A 13,420-nucleotide genomic window follows, 5' to 3' on the forward strand; every position below is an offset into this window, starting at 1 on the left:
CGTCCGGACATGGACAGGTGGGTGGCGCTGCTGCGCGGGGTCAACGTGAACGGCATCACGATCCGCAGCGCCGAACTCGCGGAACTCTTCCGGGGGCTCGGGTTCGACGACGTCCGCACCGTGCTCGCCTCGGGCAACGTCGTGTTCGCAGCCGACGTGCCCGCCGGACGGCTCAAGACGTCAATCGAGCAGGGGCTGCGCGACCGGTTCGGGTACGACGCCTGGATCGTGCTCGTCCGGCACGACGCCCTCGCCGCTGTCGTCGACGGGTTCCCCTTCGCGCGTGACGACGATCGGCACGACTACGTCGTGTTCGGGTCCGAGGATGCAGCGCTCGACGACCTGGTGGCCGACCTCGAGCTCGACGACGCGGTCGAGCAGGTCGCCCGTGGGAACGGCGTCGTCTACTGGTCGTGCCCGAAGGGGTCGAGCACCGACACGGTGTTCGCCAAGCGGGCCGGCGCCGCACGCTTCAAGCGCACGACGACGACCCGCAACACGAACACCCTGCGGAAGCTCCTGTGACGCTCGTGCACTCGAAGCGGGCCGAGACTCGCTCCCGCGGACGATCCGGGCGTTCCTGACCGCCCGAAGTGTCCGCCGGGCCGAATCTCCGCCGACGCGGCGGAGACTCAGGCCTGCGGAGGCTGCCCGTTGCTCGCCATGGTGCCGCCGTCCACCGGCAGGACCGCGCCCGTGATGAACGACGCAGCGTCGCTGGCCAGGAACAGGATCGCCTCGGCGACCTCGGCGGAGCGACCCCCACGGCCGAGCGCGATCCGCTCCTCGAACTTCGACTGCAGGGCCTCGTCCTCGGCCTGCTCCTGGGTCAGGTCGGTCCAGATGAGTCCCGGAGCGACGGCGTTCACGCGGACGCCGAACTGCCCGTTGTCGAGCGCGGCCGCCTTCGTGAAGTTCGTGACGCCGCCCTTCGCCGCGTTGTACGGGCTCATCCGCCAGTCGGCGTCCTCACCGGAGACCGACGACGTGTTGACGATCGAACCCTTCGTCTCGCGCAGGAACGGCAACGCTGCCCGGGTGCCGTAGAACACCCCGGACAGGTCGGTCTCGATGACGCGGCGCCACTCGGCCGTGCTGATGTCGGTGATGTCGCCCGAGCTGAAGGTCCCGGCGTTGTTCACCAGGACGTCGAGCCGGTCGAAGCGGTCGATCGCCGCGGAGACGACGGTCTCCCAGTCCTCCGGGCTCGCCACGTCGGCGTGCAGGGAGACGACACGGTCGGTCGGCAGGGAGTCTCCCACCGTGCGGACCTTCTCCTCGACGCTGTCGGTCAGCACGACGGACGCACCCTCGTCGACGAACGCGCGCGCCGTCGCTGCGCCGATGCCCGAACCCGCGCCCGTGACGATCGCGACCTTGCCCTCGAACCGGTTGCCCATGATGTCTCCTCTCGTTGCACGAACCGTGCCCGGGGAGACGCCATCGACCCGAAGGGCACGGCAGACCACGGTGCCCGGGGGCGACTGAACGCGTTCGGAGGTGCCGGGAGCACGCGCCGCGCACATCACCCCGGCACCGCGAGGCGGGACCGGGGCGACGTGTGACCGCGGGCGGAGGAACCGGTGTCAGGCGGTCGTCTCGTCGAGGTCGAAGTCGCGCTCGAGCGAGATCGTCGGGATCGACGCGGTGATCACCGAGCCGTCGGCACGCAGCGTGCCCTGGATGTCGCTCGTGGTCGGAGCGTGCCCGGACATCCGCGGCCCGTGGTGCGGCAGCGGCACCACGGTGGGCTCCCCCGCCTCGATGTCCCACTGCTGGTTGTGCACCCACACGGTGAAGCCCGCACCGGTCTCGACCGTGAGCGTCATGGTGTCCTGCTCCAGGTCGATCCGCACGCGCGAGCCGCGCACCGTCAGGCGGTAGGACAGACGGTCCCAGTGCTTCGGCAGCCGCGGGTTGAAGGTCATCCGGCCACCGTGGTCGCGCATGCCGCCGAAGCCGTTGACCAACGCACCCCAGATGCCACCGGTCGACGCGATGTGCACGCCGTCCGAGGTGTTGCCGTGCAGGTCCGCCAGGTCGACGTAGAGCGCGGTCTGGAAGTACTGGTCGGCGAGGTCGTGGTAGCCGACCTCGGCCGCCATGATCGACTGCACGACCGCCGACAGCGTGGAGTCACCGGTGGTGAGTGCGTCGTAGTAGTCGAAGTCGCGACGCTTCTCGGCCGCCGTGAACTCGTGCCCCTGCAGGAACAGTGCGAGCACGACGTCGGCCTGCTTGAGCACCTGGAACCGGTAGATCACCAGCGGGTGGTAGTGGAGCAGCAGCGGGCGCTTGGAGTCGGGGGTGTTCTCGAGGTCCCAGAGTTCCTTGTCGAGGAACTGGGCGTCCTGCGGGTGGATGCCGCGGTGCGGGTCGAAGGGGATCTCCATCGACTCGGCGGCGTGCTCCCACTCGACGAGCTCGTCGGGGCGCAGGCCGGTCCGGCGCACCATGCGGTCGTACTCTTCGGCGTCGTCGGCGGCGAGCTCGCGGCAGGCGTTGACGGCGAACCACAGGTTCGCACGCGCCATCACGTTCGTGTAGAGGTTGTCGTCGACGACGGTCGTGTACTCGTCCGGTCCGGTCACGCCGTCGATGTGGAACTTCTTGTCGCCGTTGGACCGCCAGAACCCGAGGTCGGCCCAGAGTCGGGCGGTCTCCACGAGCACGTCGATGGCGCCGCGCTTCAGGAACTCACGGTCGCCCGATGCCCGCACGTACTGCATGAGTGCATGGGCGATGTCGGCGTCGATGTGGTACTGCGCGGTGCCGGCGGCGTAGTACGCGCTGGACTCCTCGCCGTTGATGGTCCGCCACGGGAACAGCGCCCCGCGCTGGTTCAGCTCGCGGGCTCGCGCCCGTGCCGCGTCGAGCATGTTGTAGCGGAAGCGCAGGGCGTTCCGGGCAACGATCGGCGCCGTGTACGACAGGAACGGCAGGACGTAGATCTCCATGTCCCAGAAGTAGTGGCCGCCGTAGCCGGAGCCGGTGACGCCCTTCGCGGCGATGCCGTGGCCGTCGGTGCGGGCCGTGGCCTGCGCGAGCTGGAAGAGGTTCCACCGCACGGCCTGCTGGATCGCGGGCTGGCCGGTGATCTCGACGTCGCTGCGTGCCCAGTAGTCGTCGAGCCACTCGCGCTGCTTCGCGAAGGTCTCGTCGACGTTCTCGGCGTGTGCGCGGTCGAGCGTGCGCTCGCACCGGTCGGCGAGCTCACGCACGGGCACGCCGCGCGAGGTGTGGTAGACCACGTGCTTCACGAGGCGGATGGGCTGACCGGCGCGGGCCTGCACCCGGTAGACGTGCTTCGCCAGGTCGTCCTCGATCGACGACGACTCGTCCCAGCTGTTCTCGGTCTCGATGTGGTGCTCGACGCCGACGCAGATCGTCATGCCGGAGCTGGACGCCTGGTACCCGAGGACCGAACGGTCACCGGTGCTGCGCTTGACCTTCGGCACGAGCACCCGCTCGGTGAACGACTCGGCCTTGCGGGGGTCGAAGGCGTTCGCCGCGGCCCGCATGCCGGCGTGGTACTCGTCCTGCACGTCCTGGCGGTTGAGGATCTGGCTGGACAGCAGGATCGAGGCGTCTGCGTCGAGCACGGTGACCTCGTAGTCGATGACGGCGAGGTGCCGGTCGGTGAACGACACGAGCCGGCGCGACCGGATGAGGACCCGCTTGCCGGACGGCGTCGACCACTCGGTCTCGCGGAACAGGTACCCGCCACGGAACTCCAACCGGCGGGTGTGCCGCAGGATGTCGGCCTCGGCCAGCACCAGGGGCTCGTCGTCGACGTAGAGGCGGATGACCTTGGCGTCGGGCGCGTTGATGATCGTCTGCCCGGTCTTCGCGAAGCCGAAGGCGTCTTCCGCGTGCCGGATCGGCCAGGTCTCGTGGAAGCCGTTGACGTACGTGCCGTACTGCACGCCGCCACGGCCTTCGTCGAGGTTGCCGCGCAGGCCGAGGTACCCGTTGCCGACAGCGAAGTTCGTCTCGGCGACGCCCTGCTCGTCGGGGGTGTACTCGGTCTCGACGAGGGCCCACTCGTCGATCGGGTAGCGGACGCGGTCGAGGGGGTCCGAGGTGATGGGGTTCATGCTGCTCCGTGGGAAGGGAGGGAGATGGGTACGTCGGTGCGGCGGGCAGGCAGGGAGCGCCCGGCCGGGTGGCCTACGTCGTGCTGGTGCTGGCGACCGGTGCGGGCAGGTCGTCGAGGAGTTCGGCGAGGTCGGACACCACGACGTCGGCACCGTGCTCGCGCAGGGCGTCCGCCCCGGCACCGCGGTCGACACCGATGACCAGACCGAACGAACCGTTGCGGCCGGCTTCGACCCCGCTCGTCGCGTCTTCCACCACGGCGCACTCGGCGGCGGTGAGCCCGAACCGGGTTGCCGCGTCGAGGTAGGTGTCGGGTGCTGGCTTGCCGGTCAGGCCGTCCTGGCGCGCGACGAGCCCGTCGACGACGACCGGGAACCGGTCGAGGATGCCCGCGGTCCGGAGCACCGAGTTGGCGTTCGCCGAGCTCGAGACGACCGCGACGGACAGACCGGCGTCGATCGCGGCGGTCAGGAACCGCAGCGAGCCCGGGTAGGGCTCGACACCGTGCTCGTCGAGCTCGGCCGTGAACTCCGCGTTCTTCCGGTTGCCGAGTCCGCACACCGTGTCGGTGTCGGGCGCGTCGTCCGGGGTGCCCTGCGGCAGGTCGATGCCACGCGACTCGAGCAGCGAGCGCACGCCGTCGTACCGGGGCTTGCCGTCGATGTACGTGAAGTAGTCCTGCTCGGTGTACGGCGCGACCCCGTGCGCTTCGAGGTACGGCGTGAAGAGCCGGCTCCAGGCCCGCATGTGCACGTCGGCGGTGGGGGTGAGCACGCCGTCGAGGTCGAACAGGAGCGCTCGCTGGTCACTGAGTCGAGCGGGCGTGCGCTGGTCCTGCGTCGTCATCTGCGGTCCTCCGGGGACTGGTGGTGGACGTGTGGCTCCCGACGAGTCTAGGACCGCTCCAGGTGCCGGGTCCCGACGCGCCGCACGCTGTGGAGAGAGTTCACCAGGGGCTGCACTGTGCAGGGGGAACCCCCTCCGCGGCGCACCTGTGAAGCCTCCGAGACACACCCCGGCACGCTGACCCGGACGAAAGGCACCTCCATGACCAGCGACACCACCGCCGCACCCCACGACGGCTCGCAGTCGAAGCTCCGCCAGGCGATCACCGGCCCGCTGCTGTTCCTCTTCATCCTGGGCGACGTGCTCGGCGCCGGCATCTACGCGTTGATGGGGACCCTGGCGGAGGACGTCGGCGGAGCGCTCTGGGCACCGTTGGTGCTCGCGCTCCTGCTGGCCCTGCTCACCGCGGGGTCGTACGCCGAACTCGTGACGAAGTACCCGAAGGCGGGCGGTGCCGCGGTCTTCGCCGAACGGGCCTACAAGACGCCGATCGTCTCGTTCCTGGTCGGCTTCAGCATGCTCGCCGCCGGTGTCACGAGCGCCGCCGGGTTGTCACTCGCCTTCGCCGGCGACTACCTCGGCACCTTCGTCGACCTGCCTCCGGTGCCCACCGCGATCGTCTTCCTCGCCCTGATCGCCTGCCTGAACGCCCGCGGCATCTCCGACTCGCTCAGGAGCAACGTCGTGATGACGGTCATCGAGGTCTCCGGCCTCGTCATCGTGGTCGTCGTCGTGGCCGTGATGCTCGGCGGGGGCGGCGGCGACGTCTCGCGCATCGGCGCGTTCCCGTCCGAGGCGAACCCGGCCCTGGCGACGCTGAGCGCCGCGATCGTCGCCTACTACTCGTTCGTCGGCTTCGAGACGTCCGCCAACATCGCCGAAGAGGTCCGCGACCCCCGCCGCGTCTACCCGAAGGCCCTGTTCGGCGCCCTCGCCACGGCCGGTGTCGTCTACGTCCTCGTCGCCCTCGCCAGCGCGATCGCCCTGCCCGCGTCCGAGCTGTCCGAGTCCAGCGGCCCGCTGCTCGCGGTCGTCTCCGCCACCGGCGTCCCGATCCCTGACTGGGTCTTCAGCCTCATCGCCCTGGTCGCCGTCGCGAACGGCGCGCTGCTCACGATGATCATGGCGAGCCGCGTGACCTACGGCATGGCCGAGCAGCGGCTCCTGCCCGCCCTGCTCGCGAAGGTCCTGCCGAACCGGAAGACCCCGTGGACCGCGATCGTCGCCACGACGGTCGTCGCGATGCTCCTGACCCTGGTGGGTGACGTGGGCGTGCTGGCCGAGACCGTCGTGCTCCTGCTGCTCTTCGTGTTCATCAGCACGAACGTCGCCGTCCTGGTGCTCCGCCGCGACCACGTCGAGCACGACCACTTCCGGGTCTGGACCTTCGTCCCGGTGCTCGGGGTGCTGTCGTGCGTCCTGCTGCTCACGCAGCAGAGCGGCCAGGTCTGGCTCTACGCCGCGATCCTGCTCGCCGTCGGCGTGGTGCTCTACTTCATCGCCCGGTTCACCGGGCGCCGTTCCGGACGCGACCACGAGGCGGGCGTGATCCACTGACGTCGCGCACCACGGGCCTCCAGGCAGACCGTCTGGAGGCCCGTGGTGCGTCCGCCGGTCGGCGCGCGGAGTCAGCGCAGGTCGCGCACCCAGGCCTCGACCGCGTCCGAGATCTGCTGCCGGGCATCAGCACGGCTGATGGTCGCCGTCCGGTCGCCCGGCTGGTCGCCGTAGGCACCGAAGTCGGCGTGGTTCGACCCCTGGATCTCGGTCATGGTGGCGGTCGACGGCAGCTTGTCCCGCGCGGCGTCGACCTTGGCCGGCGTCGACAGGCCGTCACGCGAACCGGAGACGCTCAGCACGTCGATGTACGAGCGGCTGATGTCGTTCGCGCAGTAGCTGCCGAAGAGCAGCAGACCGTCGGCGTCCTGGGCGAGCTGGCACGCACGGACCCCGCCGAGGGAGTGCCCGCCGACGGCCCAGCGCGTGACCGAGGGGGCGTGGGCCTCGAACGTGGCGAGCGGCCGGGTGTCGAAGAACGCCAGGTTGAGCGTCGGCTTCGTGATGACGACCGTCGTGCCGTTGGCGACCACCTGCCGGAACGTCGCCATGTAGGCGTAGGGATCCACCTTCGCACCGGGGATGAACACGATCCCGACCCCGTCGGCCTGGCCGGTCGGGGTCATCACCACCGAGTCACCGGCGTCCCGCACCGCGATCCGGTCGTCACGCCAGACCTGCAGGGCGGCACTGCGCGTGCCCTGCATGACGATGTACGCCCACACGAGGAACACCACCGCGAGCAGGACGACGACGGCGACGATCCAGGTGGTCCAGCGCAGCGCTCGGTTCATGTGGCCACCGTACGGCGCATCAGGACCTCGGTCCGGCCGTCCGGCAACGGATCGCCGGGTTCGTCGCGGGCGCTGAAGCCGACGTGCTCGTAGGCGCGACGGGCGACGGCGTTGTCGGGCAGCACCGAGAGTTCGAGCTCGGTGGCTCCGGTAGCAGCCGCCCACGTGGCGATCGCGTCGATGAGCGCACGGGCGATCCCGCGGCCGCGCGCTGCCGGGTCGACCCACATCGAGATGAGCTCGGCGGGGCCGTCCGGGTCGGTGGACGGGACGCCGCTCGCCATCCCGACGACCGCGCCGGGTCCGTCGGCATCGGTGTCGACCGCGAGCAGGTCGAGCGCTCCCGGGATCGACAGGCGGGTGCGCCACCGGTGCTCGGGGGCGTCCACCCAGTCCTGCAGCGTCGAGCCGAAGGCGTCCGGGGCGTCGGCGAGGGCGCGGAGGCGCACGGGTCGCCACGCTTCCCAGTCGTCGACGGTCACGCGGCGCAGTTCGATCCCCACGTCCCGACGGTACCGCGGAGCGGGGTGCGACCGGCAGGGCGGGACCGGCAGGGTCCCGCATCCAGTGCGCAGAAGACGTCGGGTGCGGTGGTCGCACCCGACGTCTTCTGCTCACTCGTCGGCCGTCGCCCGGGAAGGGCGACCGGGACTACGCCTTGATGGCGGCGCGGATCTCGGCGGCGGCTGCGCCGACGTCCGAGGCGCTGTAGATCGCGCTGCCGGCGACGGCGATGCGGGCACCGGCCTCCTGCACCGAGGCGACCGAGGACGCGTTCACGCCGCCCGCGATCGAGAACGGGACGCCCGAGTCCTTGCCGGCGTCGAGCAGGGTCGAGAAGGTGAAGCCCTCTTCCGCCTGCTCGTCGAGCCCGGCGTGGACCTCGACGAACTCGGCGCCGAGTGCGACGACCTCGCGGGCACGGGCGGCCTTGTCGGAGACGCCGATCAGGTCGACGACGATGCCCTTGCCGTGCTTCTTCGCGGCCTTGACGGCGCCGACGATCGTCGAGTCGCCGGCGACACCGAGGACGGTGACCAGGTCGGCACCGGCCGAGAAGGCGATGTCGGCCTCGAGCTCACCGGCGTCCATGGTCTTGAGGTCGGCGAACACGATCTTGTCGGGGTGCGCTTCCTTGATCGCGGTGACGGCGGACAGGCCGGCGCTCTTGATCAGGGGCGTGCCGAGCTCGAGGACGTCGACGTGCGGCGCGGCCGCGGCGGCGAGCTCGAGGGCGGCTTCGGTGGTCAGGGTGTCCATGGCGAACTGGAGCTGCATGGGTGTGCCTTTCATTCGAGGTTGGCGTGACGGGGCCAGAGGTCGTCGGCGGACTGCCCGCCTCGGGCCCACAGGGCGTGGAACACGGCGTCGCCCACCAGGGCGACCGCCTGTTCGAAGAGGCCACCGGCGTACTGGGCCGAGGCGGTGCCGGAGCGGTCGGTCTTCGTCGCGGCGGGCAGCACGATCGTGACGTCCGCCAGCTCGGAGAGCGGCGAGTCGTCGGTGGTCGAGAGCGCCACGACGGATGCCCCGACCTCGTGCGCGGTGCGTGCGGCCTGCACGATGCCGGTGGTCGTCCCGGAACCGCTCGCGACGAGGAGCAGGTCACCCTGCCGGATGGCCGGGGTGGTGACCTCGCCGACGACGTGCGCGTCGAGCCCCAGGTGCATGAGACGCATCGCGGTCATGCGGAGGGCGAGGCCGGAGCGACCGGCGCCGTGGACGAACACCCGGTCGGCGCCCTCGATCAGGTCGAGTGCGCGCTGTGCGGGAGCGTCGTCGAGGCGGGCTGCCAGGTCGCCGACCTCGCGGACGACCAGGTCGAGCGCTGCGGAGACGGTGGTTGCTGCCATGACGACGATCCTTCCTTCAGCGGACCCTGCGCGCCGCTACCCGCCCCGGCAGGGGTCCCATCCCATCGGGTGGGCCCGTCCGCTCGGGTGGGACGGGTACGGTCGCCTCCATGGACGCATCGGTCGACACCCTGGAGGCCCGGGGCGGCTCCGCCATCCGGCTCGCGGCCGCCGAGCACGCCCGCACCGTCGCCGAGCAGGCGGACCGGCACGCCCTCACCCTCGAATCCGTCCTCGCCGTGCTCCGGTCGTCGCGGGTCACCGACGCGGCCGCCCGGGCCGAGGCCGTCGAGATCGCCTCGGCCGCCCTCGTCGACCTGCGCACCGTGACCGATCAGCAGCGGAGCACCCTGCTCGAACCGGTCACCGGTGCGTTCTCGCGGCTGCGCGCCGACCTGCGGCCGCTCGTGCGCTTCGGGGACCTCGACGTGCAGTTCGTCGAGCCGCCGGCAACCGGTCGTGCGCTCCCCGGTGACGTCGCCCACGCTGCCCGGGCGATCGTGCGGACCGCGGTGCTCGCCCTGGTCGACGACGGTGCGGCGAAGCGGGTGCGCATCCAGTGGGACTGCGACGGCCGGAACCTGCTCATGCAGCTCCGCGACGACGGCTCCGGCACGCTCGACGTGCAGGACGACGCCATGCGACCGATCGCCGAGCGGGTCGTCACGCTCGACGGGCGGGTGCAGGTCGCGAGCACGCCCGGCTGGGGGTCCGTGCTCGACATCTCGCTGCCCCTCGACCCGCGACCGACCGAGGTGGACGCGGTCGACGACGGCGATCTGACCCCGCGGGAGCGCGACGTGCTGCGGCTCGTGGCGACCGGTGTCGGCAACCGGGAGATCGCCGAGGGGCTCGGCATCAGTGTCAACACCGTGAAGTACCACGTGGCGAACCTGCTCCGGAAGCACGGCGCCCGGACCCGGGCCGAGCTCGCGGCGTTCAGCTCCCGGGCGTGAACCGACGGGATCGCGACGCGTGCCGGGTTCCTACGCTCCGGGGGCGAAGCGGTACCCCATGCCGGACTCCGTCACCAGGAAGCGCGGGTGCGCGGGGTCGGGCTCGAGCTTCCGCCGCAGCTGGGCCATGTAGAGGCGCAGGTACCCGGAGTCGTTGCCGTGCGTCGGCCCCCAGACCTCGGTCAACAGCATCTCGCGGGTCATCAGCCGGTCGGGGTTCGTGACCAGGACCTCGAGCAGGCGCCACTCGGTGGGCGTCAGGCGGATCGCCGGACCCTCGGCCGGGTTGACCTGCTTCGCGACGAGGTCCACGAGCAGCGGTCCGATCGCGATCGTCGGGGTCTCCTCCGTCGCCACCACCCGGCGTCGTCCGAGTGCCCGCAGCCGGGCGAGGAGCTCGTCCATCTGGAACGGCTTCGTCACGTAGTCGTCGGCGCCGGCGTCGAGCGCGTCGACCTTGTCCGACGAGTCGGTCCGGCCGGAGAGCACCAGGACGGGCACCTGCGACCAGGCCCGGACGCCCTCGAGCACCCCGATGCCGTCGAGTCGGGGCATGCCGAGGTCGAGGAGCACCAGATCGGGGCGCTCGGTGATGACGGCGTCGATCGCCTCGCGCCCGTCCCGAGCCGTGACGACGTCGTACCCACGCGCCGAGAGCGTCACCGACAGCGCACGGACGAGCTGCGCGTCGTCGTCAGCGATCAGGACCTTCATCGGATCTCCACTCCCACGTGCCCGGCGATCGGCAGCCGCACCACGACGGTGAGGCCACCGCCCGGGGTGTCGTCGACCTCGATCGTGCCGCCCATGCCCTCGGTGAACCCGCGCGCCAGAGCCAGGCCGAGCCCGAGGCCGGTCTCGTTGTCGGTGTCGCCGAGCCGCTGGAACGGCTGGAACACCTCGTCGCGGCGGTCCGCGGGGATCCCGGGGCCGTGGTCGGCGACGCGGAGTTCGACCACGCCGGCGAAGGCGCTGGCGGCGACCCGGACGTGGGTGCCGTCCGGGGCGTACCGGGCGGCGTTGGCGAGCAGGTTCACGACGACGCGCTGCAGCAGGACGGGGTCGGCGAGCACCGGCGGCAGGTCGGCGGGCAGGTCGAGGTCGACGTCGTCGGGGCCGAGCTCGAGCTCGTCGAGTGCGGGGGCGACCACCGTCTCGAGTGCGATCGACGCCGGGGTGACCGCGAGGACACCGGCCTGCACGCGGCTGACGTCCAACAGGTCTGCCAACAGCACCGCCAGCTGACCGAGGCTCTCGTCGGCGGTCGCGAGCAGCGCCTCCCGGTCGGGTCCGGACAGGTCGATGTCGGGCGCACGCAGCGTCTGCACGGCGGCGGAGGCCGCTGCGATCGGTCGGCGCACGTCGTGGCCGACGGCCGCGAGCAGTGCGCTGCGAACCCGGTCGGCGGCGGCGATGCGTTCGGCACCGACGGCCGTGCGGGTCAGCTCGCGGTGCTCGACGGCGGCGTCGAGCTGCTGCTCGACGACCCGCAGCAGGCGGCGCTGGGTCGGGTCGTCGGGTGCGCCGGCGAACTCGAGCACGGCGCCGGAAGCGAGCGTCGTCGACGCGTCCGGCGTCGCACCGAACTCGCCGGAGGTCGCCGGCACCTCGTCGCCCTGGCGGATCCGGACGCCGGCGAAGCCGAAGGCCTCACGGGTGCGGTCGAGCAGCGCCTGCAGGGCGTCGTCACCACGGAGCACACTGCCGGCGATGCCCATCAGGAGCCCGGACTCGGCCGAGGCCCGACGGGCGGCACGTGACCGGCGGGCGGACCGGTCGACCACGAAGCTGACCAGCACCGCGCTGATGACGTACATGACCAGCGCGAACAGGTGCCACGGCTGCTGGACCGTCACCATGTAGAGGGGTTGCACGAAGAAGTAGTCGAGACTCAGCCCGGACAGCACGGCCGCGAACACCGCCGGCCACATCCCGCCCACGAGCGCCACGACGAGCACGAGCAGCTGGTACGCCAGCACGTCGACGGTGATGGCGTCCGGGTCGCTGCCGATCGACAGCACCCACGTGAGCAGCGGGCCGACCAGGACCGACAGCACGAACCCGGCGATCACGCGTCCGCGGGACAGACTGCCCCCGAGCTTCGGCAGGGTGATCCCGCCGCCGGCCCGCTCGTGCGTGACGACGTGCACGTCGATGTCGCCGGACTCCCGGATGACGGTGTTGCCGATGCCCGGACCGGTCATGGCGGCCGCGAGCCGGCTGCGGCGGCTGACCCCGATCACGATCTGGGTGGCGTCGATCGACCGTGCGAACCGCACCAGGGTGCTCGGTACGTCGTCGCCGACGACCTGGTGGTACGTCCCACCGAGTTGCTCGAGCAGGGTCCGCTGTTTGCCGAGCGCGCCGGGGTGCCGCACGCGCAGGCCGTCGTTCGTGGTCACGTGGACGGCGGCGAGCTCGCCGCCGGCGCTGCGGGCGGCGATGCGGGCGCCGCGGCGCAGCAGGGTCTCGCCCTCGGGGCCGCCGGTCAGGGCGACGAGCACGCGCTCCCGGGTCTCCCAGCGGTGCTCGATGCCGTGCTCGGCGCGGTAGGCCTTGAGCGCGTCGTCGACCTCGTCCGCGAGCCAGAGCAGGGCGATCTCGCGCAGGGCGGTGAGGTTGCCGAGGCGGAAGTAGTTCGACAGCGCGGCGTCGATCCGGGCCGCCGGGTACACGAGCCCGTCGGAGAGCCGTTCGCGCAGCGCTGCCGGGGCCAGGTCGACGACCTCGATCTGGTCGGCCGCGCGCACCACGGCGTCGGGGACGGTCTCGCGCTGCACGGTGCCGGTGATCTCGCGGACCACGTCGCCGAGGGACTGCATGTGCTGCACGTTGACCGTCGAGATGACGTCGATGCCGGCGTCCCGCAGCGCCTCGACGTCCTGCCAGCGCTTCTCGTTCGGGCTGCCGGGGGCGTTCGTGTGGGCGAGTTCGTCGACGAGCGCGACCTCGGGTGCCCGGGCGATGACAGCGTCGAGGTCGAGGTCGTCCAGGTCGACGCCGCGGTGCGAGACGGTGCGGCGGGGCACCACCTCGAGCCCGTTCACCAGGGCCGCGGTGGCGGCGCGCTCGTGCGTCTCGACGACGGCGACGACCACGTCGCGACCCTCGTCGAGCAGCCGACGCCCCTCTTCGAGCATCGTGTAGGTCTTGCCGACACCGGGCGCTGCACCGAGCAGGACCCGCAGCTTCCCGCGCTTCACGTGCTCATCCTCTCGCGTGCGGGGGTCGGTCTCCGCAAAACACCGGTGTTCACCTGTCGCACCGCGGTCTGCGAGTGTTCGACGCGCGAGCACCGGTGTCTTGCGGAGGGGTC

Annotated in this window: 12 protein-coding genes; 3 read left to right on the forward strand and 9 right to left on the reverse strand. The window is 71.4% G+C overall.

Features of this window, described 5'->3' with window-relative positions; genetic code table 11:
• The first annotated feature begins 9 nt into the window (after window positions 1-9).
• A complete protein-coding gene (locus ACL00U_RS16125) occupies window positions 10-525 on the forward strand; it encodes a DUF1697 domain-containing protein (RefSeq protein WP_412873613.1) in 516 nt (171 codons plus the stop codon).
• Window positions 526-632: 107 nt separating this feature from the next.
• Here ACL00U_RS16125 and ACL00U_RS16130 read toward each other — a convergent pair whose 3' ends face one another.
• From ACL00U_RS16130 to ACL00U_RS16140, 3 genes are all read right to left on the reverse strand, one after another.
• Window positions 633-1,400, reverse strand: a complete 768-nt coding sequence (locus tag ACL00U_RS16130; RefSeq protein WP_017887954.1) for an SDR family NAD(P)-dependent oxidoreductase — start codon at window positions 1,398-1,400, stop codon at window positions 633-635.
• Window positions 1,401-1,586: 186 nt separating this feature from the next.
• The gene (locus ACL00U_RS16135; protein WP_017887953.1) at window positions 1,587-4,097 is read right to left on the reverse strand and encodes a glycoside hydrolase family 65 protein; all 2,511 of its coding nucleotides are present in this window, start codon (window positions 4,095-4,097) and stop codon (window positions 1,587-1,589) included.
• Between the two features lie 73 nt (window positions 4,098-4,170).
• The gene (locus ACL00U_RS16140) at window positions 4,171-4,944 is read right to left on the reverse strand and encodes an HAD family hydrolase (protein WP_042537551.1); all 774 of its coding nucleotides are present in this window, start codon (window positions 4,942-4,944) and stop codon (window positions 4,171-4,173) included.
• A gap of 201 nt (window positions 4,945-5,145) precedes the next feature.
• Here ACL00U_RS16140 and ACL00U_RS16145 point away from each other — a divergent pair, with 201 nt between their 5' ends.
• The gene (locus ACL00U_RS16145) at window positions 5,146-6,501 is read left to right on the forward strand and encodes an APC family permease (protein ID WP_071250089.1); all 1,356 of its coding nucleotides are present in this window, start codon (window positions 5,146-5,148) and stop codon (window positions 6,499-6,501) included.
• A 71-nt stretch (window positions 6,502-6,572) separates the two neighbouring features.
• Here the strand turns inward: ACL00U_RS16145 and ACL00U_RS16150 are convergent, their stop codons facing one another.
• The 4 genes from ACL00U_RS16150 to hxlB all read right to left on the reverse strand — a co-directional run bounded on the left by ACL00U_RS16150 (window position 6,573) and on the right by hxlB (window position 9,148).
• On the reverse strand, window positions 6,573-7,295 hold the full coding sequence (locus ACL00U_RS16150; RefSeq protein WP_042537555.1) for an alpha/beta hydrolase: 723 nt from the start codon (window positions 7,293-7,295) through the stop codon (window positions 6,573-6,575).
• Window positions 7,292-7,798, reverse strand: coding sequence for a GNAT family N-acetyltransferase (locus tag ACL00U_RS16155; RefSeq protein WP_214518556.1), 507 nt, complete (start codon window positions 7,796-7,798; stop codon window positions 7,292-7,294). Before ACL00U_RS16155 ends, ACL00U_RS16150 begins: the two co-directional genes overlap by 4 nt.
• 148 nt (window positions 7,799-7,946) lie before the next feature.
• On the reverse strand, window positions 7,947-8,573 hold the full coding sequence (gene hxlA, locus ACL00U_RS16160; protein WP_214518555.1) for a 3-hexulose-6-phosphate synthase: 627 nt from the start codon (window positions 8,571-8,573) through the stop codon (window positions 7,947-7,949).
• 11 nt (window positions 8,574-8,584) lie between these two features.
• Window positions 8,585-9,148: a 6-phospho-3-hexuloisomerase gene (gene hxlB / locus ACL00U_RS16165; RefSeq protein WP_017887947.1), complete on the reverse strand. Its 564-nt coding sequence runs from the start codon at window positions 9,146-9,148 to the stop codon at window positions 8,585-8,587.
• Window positions 9,149-9,258: 110 nt separating this feature from the next.
• Here hxlB and ACL00U_RS16170 point away from each other — a divergent pair, with 110 nt between their 5' ends.
• A complete protein-coding gene (locus ACL00U_RS16170) occupies window positions 9,259-10,104 on the forward strand; it encodes a helix-turn-helix transcriptional regulator (protein WP_017887946.1) in 846 nt (281 codons plus the stop codon).
• A gap of 30 nt (window positions 10,105-10,134) precedes the next feature.
• On the opposite strand, the gene ACL00U_RS16175 is transcribed toward ACL00U_RS16170, so the two are convergent.
• Together ACL00U_RS16175 and ACL00U_RS16180 are read right to left on the reverse strand one after the other, a co-directional pair.
• Complete coding sequence (locus tag ACL00U_RS16175; protein ID WP_412873614.1) at window positions 10,135-10,818, reverse strand: response regulator; 684 nt, start codon at window positions 10,816-10,818, stop codon at window positions 10,135-10,137.
• Window positions 10,815-13,307, reverse strand: a complete 2,493-nt coding sequence (locus ACL00U_RS16180; protein ID WP_017887944.1) for an ATP-binding protein — start codon at window positions 13,305-13,307, stop codon at window positions 10,815-10,817. Before ACL00U_RS16180 ends, ACL00U_RS16175 begins: the two co-directional genes overlap by 4 nt.
• Window positions 13,308-13,420 lie beyond the last annotated feature (113 nt).

Origin of the sequence: Curtobacterium poinsettiae, assembly GCF_047226435.1 — a bacterium.
GTDB classification, from domain to species: Bacteria; Actinomycetota; Actinomycetes; order Actinomycetales; family Microbacteriaceae; genus Curtobacterium; species Curtobacterium poinsettiae.

Bases quoted from the DNA above. Each gene is read 5' to 3' on its own strand.
- ACL00U_RS16130 (WP_017887954.1), bottom strand. From the start codon at position 1,400: ATGGGCAACCGGTTCGAGGGCAAGGTCGCGATCGTCACGGGCGCGGGT.
- ACL00U_RS16145 (WP_071250089.1), top strand. From the start codon at position 5,146: ATGACCAGCGACACCACCGCCGCACCCCACGACGGCTCGCAGTCGAAG.
- hxlA (WP_214518555.1), bottom strand. From the start codon at position 8,573: ATGCAGCTCCAGTTCGCCATGGACACCCTGACCACCGAAGCCGCCCTC.
- ACL00U_RS16125 (WP_412873613.1), top strand. From the start codon at position 10: ATGGACAGGTGGGTGGCGCTGCTGCGCGGGGTCAACGTGAACGGCATC.
- ACL00U_RS16140 (WP_042537551.1), bottom strand. From the start codon at position 4,944: ATGACGACGCAGGACCAGCGCACGCCCGCTCGACTCAGTGACCAGCGA.
- ACL00U_RS16170 (WP_017887946.1), top strand. From the start codon at position 9,259: ATGGACGCATCGGTCGACACCCTGGAGGCCCGGGGCGGCTCCGCCATC.
- ACL00U_RS16175 (WP_412873614.1), bottom strand. From the start codon at position 10,818: ATGAAGGTCCTGATCGCTGACGACGACGCGCAGCTCGTCCGTGCGCTG.
- ACL00U_RS16150 (WP_042537555.1), bottom strand. From the start codon at position 7,295: ATGAACCGAGCGCTGCGCTGGACCACCTGGATCGTCGCCGTCGTCGTC.
- ACL00U_RS16135 (WP_017887953.1), bottom strand. From the start codon at position 4,097: ATGAACCCCATCACCTCGGACCCCCTCGACCGCGTCCGCTACCCGATC.
- hxlB (WP_017887947.1), bottom strand. From the start codon at position 9,148: ATGGCAGCAACCACCGTCTCCGCAGCGCTCGACCTGGTCGTCCGCGAG.